Raw genomic sequence first — 7,740 nt, 5'->3', positions numbered from 1 at the left:
CGGGTTGATAGGCCGGAAGTGGAAGCACCGCGAGGTGTGTGAGCTGACCGGTACTAACAGGCCGAGGGCTTGACCACACGACCACCACGAGCCCCACACACGGGCCGCGGTCGAAGATCATGCGCACCAACGCGTCCACTGTGCGGTTCTGAACGACCCAACCGGAGACACCGGTTGTCATGTTCACAGTGTTACGGCGGTCATGGCGAGAGGGAAACGCCCGGTTCCATTCCGAACCCGGAAGCTAAGCCTCTCAGCGCCGATGGTACTGCTCCGGGAACGGAGTGGGAGAGTAGGACACCGCCGGACAACTCTTTCCGGAACGGGGGTCAGAGCCACGTGCTCTGGCCCCCGTTCCGTCGTGTCCGCACCCATCGGGCGGCGCTGCGCGGAGGGCCCTCACCACCCGGTGCGGGCCCTTCATGCACGTCTGGCGACGAACGGGGGCGCCCTGCGGAGCGCCCCAACGGGTCCTGTCGCGTGGCGGGTCAGCGGCGGGCTCGCGACTCGCGCGTCGTCGCCCCGACGTTGTCCGCCAGCCACGCGTTGAGTGCGGTCAGGTCGCGCCAGGCGCTGCGCACCTCGTCGAGCGCACGGCGGTCGTGCAGCCAGTCGGCAGGTTCCCAGCGGCGGGAGGCGTGCAAGGTCTTGTGCCGGAGCAGGTCGGCGCGGTCGCCCTCGCGGTCGAAGCCGGCCGGTACCCGGACCAGCCGCTCGCCGTCGATGGTCCACCCAGCGGCGGCGAGCCGGTTCACCTCCGCGCGCAGCCGCGGGCCCTGCACGTCGTCCGCGACGGCGCGGCGGTAGCGGGCCACCTGGTCGGGCTCCAGCCGCCAGCACCCGCCGGCGACCATCAGCCCGTCCGCGGACACCTGCACGTACCAGGCCCCGGCGCCCCGGCCGTCGGGGTTCACGACCGCACCCTGATGGGTCTTGTACGGCGTCTTGTCGTTGCTGAAGCGGACGTCCCGGTACGGGCGGAAGAGCTTCGGGACGCCGAACTCGCCGGTCAGCTCGTCGAGGAGCGCCTGCATCGGGGTCCGGACGGATGCGTCGTAGATCTGTCGGTTGCGGGTCCAGTAGGTCTTGCTGTTGTCGGCCTCCAGGCCCTCGTAGAAGACCAGCCCCTCGTCGGGGAACCCCTCGAAGGTCATCGACTCCCGTCCGTCTCCTGCAGCAGGGTGTGCCAGCGGACCTCGCGGAGCGGCGTCCCCCCGGTGTCCAGGGTCCGGGTCCAGCCGTCGCGCGCCCAGCCCGCCGACTCGAAGAAGCCCGCGGAGACCGCGTCCTGCTCTGGCAGCCACACCTGCACCCGCGCCGTCCCGTCCGCCCGGGCCAGGTCGGTGACGGCGGCCAGCAGCCGGCTGCCGTGTCCGCGCCGCCCCCAGCGGGGCTCGACCAGCAGGGTGGCGATCTCGCTGCTGGGGCCCGCGGGGTGCGGGTGCTCGTCCGCGGCGAGCTCCGCGGGGCCGGAGGCGGCGAAGCCGACCACCACGTCCTGCTCGACGGCCACCAGGACGCGGTGCCCGGGTGTGGGCGGTGCGGTGACCGCGGCCCGCCAGGCCTCCGCTGCCGCGGCCTCGTCCCAGCCGTCGAGGACCTCGGACGGCAGCACGGTGCGGTACGCCGTCCGCCAGGTGACGGCCTGCACGCGGGCGACCGCGGGGGCGTCGGACCGCTGCGCCGGGCGGACCGACGCCTCCGCGGTCCCCGACCGGCGAGGGAACGGCGAGGTCGGCTGCACGCCAGGCAGCGTAGGCCGCGACGGGTACCTGCCGGAGTCGTCGGGGGTCCCGGGCAGGATCGGCCGCCGTGGGAACACCCGTCGCCGACCGGCTACCGGCCGCGCTGGCCCGCCGCATCGCCCTGGCCGCGCAGGGCTTCGCCGACCCCCGGCCCACGGGCCCCGTCGACGGGCGGCAGCTGCGCCGGATGGCGTCCCGGCTGGCCGTGCTGCAGATCGACTCGGTCAACGTGCTCTCCCGCGCGCACTACCTGCCCGCCTTCAGCCGTCTCGGACCGTATCCGCGCGAGACGCTCGACGACCTCGCCGACCGCCGCAGGGAGTTGTTCGAGTACTGGGCGCACGAGGCCTCGCTGCTCCCGGTCCGGCTGCACCCGCACCTGCGCTGGCGGATGGCGGCGGCCGAGGAGCACGCCTGGGGCTCGATGGTCCGGATCCAGCGCGAACGGCCCGGATACGTCAGCGAGGTCCTCGAGCGGGTGCGCGAGACCGGTCCGCTCAAGGCCAGCGACCTCGCCGAGCCGCGACCGGACCGGCCCGGGAGCATGTGGAACTGGCACGCCGGCAAGGTCGCCCTGGAGTGGCTCTTCTACACCGGCGTCGTCACCACCCGGGGCCGGACGGCGGGCTTCGAGCGCGTCTACGACCTCACCGAGCGGGTGCTGCCGGCCGCCGTCCTGCAGGTGCCCACTCCGGAGCCGGCCGACGCCGTCCGCGAGCTGGTGCGCACCGCCTCGCGTGCACTGGGCGTGGCCACCGAGCGGGACCTGCGCGACTACTTCCGGCTGCGTCCACCGGCTGCGCGGGCCGCGATCGCCGAGCTGGTCGACTCCGGCGAGCTCGTCCCCGTCGAGGTGGCCGACTGGGGTGCGCCGGCGTGGCTGCGGCCCGAGGCGCGCCGTCCCCGCTGGGCGCGGGCGCGGGCGCTGCTGAGCCCCTTCGACTCCCTGGTCTGGGAGCGGCCGCGGGTGGAGCGCATCTTCGGCTTCCGGTACCGGTTGGAGATCTACACCCCGGCGGTCCAGCGGGTGCACGGCTACTACGTCCTGCCGTTCCTGCTCGGCGACCGGCTGGTGGCGCGGGTCGACCTCAAGGCCGACCGGCAGGCCGGGGTGCTGCGGGTCCAGTCGGCGTTCGCCGAGGAGGGCGTGGACCGCGCCGAGGTGACCGCTGCCCTCGCCGAGGAGCTGGCGCTCATGGCCGGCTGGATGCAGCTGGGCGCCGTCGTCGTGGGCGGGCGCGGTGACCTGGCCGCCGAACTCGCCGCCGTCGTGGGCTAGCGGGCTCAGCGCCTGCCCAGGCCGGCCAGGCGCTGGACGACGGCGAGGCCCGCGTGCCCGCCCGGCCAGGCACGCTGCACCGCCGGCGCCCCGGCCGCCCGCACCACCGAGCGGAGTGCCAGGGCCACGACGACGACGTCGTCGGCGTAGCCGAGGACCGGGATCACGTCGGGCACCAGGTCCACCGGGGAGAGCAGGTAGACCAGCAGCAGCCACAGTCGCACCCGGACGCCCCGCGGCAGGGACCGGTCCGCGGCGAGCCGGCGCACGAGGCGCACCAGGTCCGGCAGCAGCCGCAGCGCCTCGCGCACGGTGAGGTCCGGTGGGCGCGCCCACCACAGCAGCAGGAGCAGGATGCCCCAGAGCAGGAGCAGCCCCGCTCCCACCGACAGCACCAGCTCCAGCCACCTCACGCGCTCCAGTGTGGTCGGTGGCTCCGCCTACCCTGGTCCGGGCAGTGGCACGACGAGGGGAACGGGTCTGGTGGGCACGAACGCTCAGGGGATGGACACAGTGCGGGTCGACACCCAGTACGAGGACCTGCTGCGCCGGGTGCTCGAGCAGGGCACACCCAAGCAGGACCGGACGGGCACCGGCACGGTGAGCCTGTTCGGCGAGCGGCTGCGCTACGACCTCGCTGAGCGGTTCCCGCTGGTCACGACCAAGTCGGTGCACTTCCGGTCGATCGCCTACGAACTGCTGTGGTTCCTCCGCGGTGACAGCAACGTGCGGTGGCTGCAGGAGAACAGGGTCAGCATCTGGGACGAGTGGGCCTCGCCGGAGGGGGAGCTCGGCCCGGTCTACGGCGTCCAGTGGCGGTCCTGGCCCACGCCCGGCGGCGAGCACGTCGACCAGATCGCCGGCGTCCTGGAGACGCTGCGCACCGACCCGAACTCGCGACGCATGGTCGTCTCCGCCTGGAACGTCGCCGCGCTGCCGGACATGGCGCTCGCGCCCTGCCACGCGCTGTTCCAGTTCCACGTCGCCGACGGCCGGCTGTCCTGTCAGCTGTACCAGCGCAGTGCCGACATGTTCCTCGGCGTGCCGTTCAACATCGCCAGCTACGCGTTGCTCACCCGCATGGTCGCCGACCAGGTGGGCCTGGCCCCCGGCGACCTCATCTGGGTCGGTGGCGACTGCCACGTCTACAGCAACCACGTGGATCAGGTCCGCGAGCAGCTCTCCCGCGAGGCGCTGCCCTTCCCGACCCTCGACCTGGCCCCCGCGCCGTCGCTGTTCGACTACACCTACGAGCACTTCACGCTGCGCGACTACCGGCACCACCCGGCGATCCGCGCCGCGGTGGCGGTCTGAGCCGCGGGTGGCCAGGGGCAGGGCCGTCGGGCTGGTCTGGGCGCAGGCCCGCGGCGGGGTCATCGGCGCCCATGGCCGGCTGCCCTGGCACCTGCCCGAGGACCTGCGCCTGTTCCGCGAGCTCACCACGGGCAGCACCGTCGTGATGGGTCGCCGCACCTGGGAGTCGCTGCCCGAGCGGTTCCGCCCGCTGCCCGGACGGCGCAACATCGTCCTCACCACCGACCGGTCGTGGGCCGCCGACGGCGCCGCGCGGGTGGGCGGGGTCGAGGACGTGCTGGCGTGCGCGGACGACGGCGACCTCTGGGTCATCGGCGGTGGCCGGGTCTACGCCGCGTTCCTCCCGCACGCCGACCGGGTGGTCGTCACCGACGTCGACACCGCCGTCGACGGCGACACCTGGGCCCCGGAACTGGGCGCGGAGTGGGTGCGGGTGTCGCGCACCCCGGCGGCGGGCTGGACGGCGTCCACCACCGGCCTGCGGTACGCGGTGTCGGAGTACGCCCGCGCAGCGACCGACGCCGACGTGCCGGCCGGGACGGGTCGGTAGATTCTCGGTATGACCAGTGACCCCGCCCGGCCCTTCGGGCGTGTGCTCACGGCGATGGTGACGCCCTTCGCCGAGGACGGCTCGATCGACCTCGCGGGGGCTCAGGAGCTGGCCGCCCACCTCGTCGACCGGCAGGCGCACGACGGCCTGGTCGTGCTCGGCACCACCGGCGAGGCGCCCACCCTGAGCGACGGTGAGCAGCACGCCGTCCTCGAGGCGGTGCTCGACGCGGTGGGCGACCGCGCGACCGTCGTCGCGGGCGTCGGCACCAACGACACCGCGCACACCATCGAGAACGCGCGCCGGGCCGAGCGGCTGGGCGCGCACGGCCTGCTGGTCGTGACGCCGTACTACAACAAGCCCCCGCAGGCCGGCCTGCTGAGGCACTTCACCGCCGTCGCCGACGCCACCGACCGGCCGGTGATGCTCTACGACATCCCGCCGCGCTCCGTCGTGCCGATCGAGGTCGAGACGCTGGTCCGCGCCGCCGAGCACCCGCGGATCATCGCGGTCAAGGACGCCAAGGCCGACTTCGGCGCGCTCGCCTGGACGCTGGCCCGCACCGACCTCGCCTACTACTGCGGTGAGGACATGCTCAACCTGCCGATGCTGGCCCTCGGTGCGGTCGGCGTGGTGAGCGTGGCCGGGCACCTCGTCGGCCCCCGGCTGGCCGAGCTGATCGCCGCGGTCGAGTCCGGCGACCTGGCCAAGGCGCGCGAGGTCAACGAGAGCCTGCTGCCCGTCTACACCGGCATCTTCCGCACCCAGGGCGTCATCATGGCGAAGGCTGCGCTGCGCGAGCTGGGCCTGCCCGCCGGCCCCGTGCGCCCGCCGCTGGTCGACGCCACCCCCGAACAACTCGCGCAGCTGCGCGCCGACCTCGCCGACGGAGGCATCCACCTGTGAGCGCGACCTCGTGACCACCTCGACCACCCAGCCGCACCTGGACCTGCAGGCACCGCCCGCGCTGCCCCAGGGTGGCCTGCGGGTCATGGCGCTCGGCGGGCTCGGTGAGATCGGCCGCAACATGGCCGTCCTCGAGTTCGACGGCAAGCTGCTCGTCATCGACTGCGGCGTGCTGTTCCCGGAGGCCGAGCAGCCGGGCGTCGACCTGATCCTCCCCGACTTCGGCATCATCGAGCACCGGCTCGACGACGTCGTCGCCGTCGTCCTGACCCACGGGCACGAGGACCACATCGGCGCGATCCCCTACCTGCTGCGCATGCGCGGCGACGTCCCGCTGGTGGGGTCCCGGTTCACCCTCGCGCTGGTCAAGGCCAAGCTGCGCGAGCACCGGCTGGACCCGGTGCTGGTCCAGGTGGCCGCCGGCGACGACCACCTCGCGGGGCCGTTCCACTGCGAGTTCATCTCGGTCAACCACTCGATCCCCGACGCGCTGGCCGTGGCCGTGCACACGCCGGCCGGGGTCCTCGTGCACACCGGCGACTTCAAGATGGACCAGCTGCCGCTGGACGGGGTCCTCACCGACCTGGGCGCCTTCGCCCGGCTGGGCCTCGAGGGCATCGACCTGCTGCTCGCCGACTCCACCAACGCGGAGATCCCCGGCTTCGTGACCCCGGAGCGGTCGATCGGCCCGGTTCTGGAGGACGTGTTCCGGCGGGCCACCCAGCGGTTGATCGTCTCCAGCTTCGCCAGCCACGTGCACCGCATCCAGCAGGTGCTCGACGCCGCCGAGTCCCACGGCCGGAAGGTCGCCCTGGTCGGCCGCTCGATGGTCCGCAACATGGGCGTGGCTCGCGACCTCGGGCTGCTTCGGGTGGCGCCCGGCCTGATGGTCAGCCTGGACGAGGCGACCAGCATGCCGCCGGAGCAGGTGGTCCTGGTCAGCACCGGGTCGCAGGGGGAGCCGCTGTCCGCGCTCGGGCGGATGGCCCGTGGCGAGCACCACCAGGTGACCATCGAGGCCGGCGACACCATCGTGCTGGCCTCCTCGCTGGTGCCGGGCAACGAGACCGCGGTCTACAAGGTGATCAACGGGCTGGCCCGCCTCGGCGCCACCGTCGTGCACAAGGAGACCGCGCGGGTGCACGTCTCCGGGCACGCGCCGGCCGGCGAGCTGCGCACGCTGCTCAACGTCGCCAAGCCCCGCTACCTCATGCCGGTGCACGGCGAGTGGCGGCACCTGCGCGCCCACGCCGCCCTCGCGGAGGAGACCGGCATGTCCGCGGACCGGGTGATCCTGGCCGAGGACGGCGTCGTCGTGGACCTGGTCGACGGCAAGGCGTCGATCGTCGGCTCGGTGCCGGTGGGCGATGTCTACGTCGACGGCCTCAACGTCGGTGACGTGGGGGAGGAGTCGCTGCAGGAGCGGCGGATCCTCGGCGACGAGGGTTTCGTCGCGCTCACCGTCGTCATCGAGCCCTCGACCGGGACGATCGTGCGGCCGGTGCACCTCTCCGCCCGTGGCTTCGCCGACGACCCCTCCGTCTTCGACCCGGCACTGCAGCTGGTCGAGGAGAACCTGCGGCGCACGCTGGCCGACGGGGTCACCGACCCGCACCGGCTCTCGCAGGTGATCCGCCGGACGATCGGCAAGTGGGTGTCCGACACCTACCGCCGCCGTCCCATGATCATCCCGACCGTTCTCGAGGTCTGAAGAAGGGCCTCGCTGGCCCCCACGCCTCGCATGCTCAGGCGGAGGGATCCTGCAGCGGGGCCGCTTTCCGAGGGACGACCGGTGCGCACCGGGTCACGGGCGGGAACGCACCGGCTGCACCGTCGACCGGCGCACGGTCGAGGCGTCCGGCAGCTGGGACCTGCGCGGCGCCGGGGGACCACCGTTCCCCGCGCCGCTGGGCGTCACAGCTCCGAACTCGCCACCACGGTGCCGT

8 protein-coding genes and 1 rRNA gene are annotated in these 7,740 nt (G+C 73.5%); 6 read left to right on the top strand and 3 right to left on the bottom strand.

The genetic code is table 11. The features are described from left to right. The first annotated feature begins 192 nt into the window (after nt 1–192). Nucleotides 193–309 (top strand): 5S ribosomal RNA (gene rrf / locus BUB17_RS15115). 179 nt (nt 310–488) lie between these two features. On the opposite strand, the gene BUB17_RS15110 is transcribed toward rrf, so the two are convergent. Beyond that, a complete protein-coding gene (locus tag BUB17_RS15110) occupies nt 489–1,154 on the bottom strand; it encodes a DUF2461 domain-containing protein (protein ID WP_072919346.1) in 666 nt (221 codons plus the stop codon). Then, nucleotides 1,151–1,744 carry a GNAT family N-acetyltransferase gene (locus BUB17_RS15105; protein WP_072919345.1) on the bottom strand — a complete coding sequence of 198 codons (594 nt, stop codon included), beginning with the start codon at nt 1,742–1,744 and terminating at the stop codon, nt 1,151–1,153. The genes BUB17_RS15110 and BUB17_RS15105 overlap by 4 nt, the downstream gene beginning before the upstream one ends. A gap of 68 nt (nt 1,745–1,812) precedes the next feature. On the opposite strand from BUB17_RS15105, the gene BUB17_RS15100 reads away from it, so the two are divergent. Beyond that, nucleotides 1,813–3,024 (top strand): winged helix-turn-helix domain-containing protein, encoded by a 1,212-nt coding sequence (locus tag BUB17_RS15100; protein ID WP_072919344.1) that lies wholly within the window; start codon nt 1,813–1,815, stop codon nt 3,022–3,024. A 5-nt stretch (nt 3,025–3,029) separates the two neighbouring features. On the opposite strand, the gene BUB17_RS15095 is transcribed toward BUB17_RS15100, so the two are convergent. Next, the gene (locus BUB17_RS15095) at nt 3,030–3,437 is read right to left on the bottom strand and encodes a YkvA family protein (RefSeq protein WP_072919342.1); all 408 of its coding nucleotides are present in this window, start codon (nt 3,435–3,437) and stop codon (nt 3,030–3,032) included. Between the two features lie 91 nt (nt 3,438–3,528). Between BUB17_RS15095 and BUB17_RS15090 the strand changes: the two genes are divergently transcribed. From BUB17_RS15090 to BUB17_RS15075, 4 genes are read left to right on the top strand one after another with little or no spacing between them, the layout of a single operon-like run. After that, on the top strand, nt 3,529–4,338 hold the full coding sequence (locus tag BUB17_RS15090) for a thymidylate synthase (RefSeq protein WP_175561377.1): 810 nt from the start codon (nt 3,529–3,531) through the stop codon (nt 4,336–4,338). A gap of 7 nt (nt 4,339–4,345) precedes the next feature. Then, nucleotides 4,346–4,888 carry a dihydrofolate reductase gene (locus BUB17_RS15085; RefSeq protein WP_072919339.1) on the top strand — a complete coding sequence of 181 codons (543 nt, stop codon included), beginning with the start codon at nt 4,346–4,348 and terminating at the stop codon, nt 4,886–4,888. A 9-nt stretch (nt 4,889–4,897) separates the two neighbouring features. Beyond that, on the top strand, nt 4,898–5,794 hold the full coding sequence (gene dapA, locus BUB17_RS15080) for a 4-hydroxy-tetrahydrodipicolinate synthase (protein WP_072919338.1): 897 nt from the start codon (nt 4,898–4,900) through the stop codon (nt 5,792–5,794). 10 nt (nt 5,795–5,804) lie between these two features. Next, the gene (locus BUB17_RS15075; RefSeq protein WP_072919336.1) at nt 5,805–7,505 is read left to right on the top strand and encodes a ribonuclease J; all 1,701 of its coding nucleotides are present in this window, start codon (nt 5,805–5,807) and stop codon (nt 7,503–7,505) included. Nucleotides 7,506–7,740 lie beyond the last annotated feature (235 nt).

Source organism: Geodermatophilus obscurus (genome assembly GCF_900143215.1).
In the GTDB taxonomy this organism is placed as follows: Bacteria; Actinomycetota; Actinomycetes; order Mycobacteriales; family Geodermatophilaceae; genus Geodermatophilus; species Geodermatophilus obscurus_A.
Note: the sequence above shows the minus strand (reverse complement) of the source record. Positions and strands in the feature narration are given on the sequence as shown.

Bases quoted from the DNA above. Each gene is read 5' to 3' on its own strand.
- BUB17_RS15110 (WP_072919346.1), bottom strand. From the start codon at position 1,154: ATGACCTTCGAGGGGTTCCCCGACGAGGGGCTGGTCTTCTACGAGGGC.
- dapA (WP_072919338.1), top strand. From the start codon at position 4,898: ATGACCAGTGACCCCGCCCGGCCCTTCGGGCGTGTGCTCACGGCGATG.
- BUB17_RS15090 (WP_175561377.1), top strand. From the start codon at position 3,529: ATGGACACAGTGCGGGTCGACACCCAGTACGAGGACCTGCTGCGCCGG.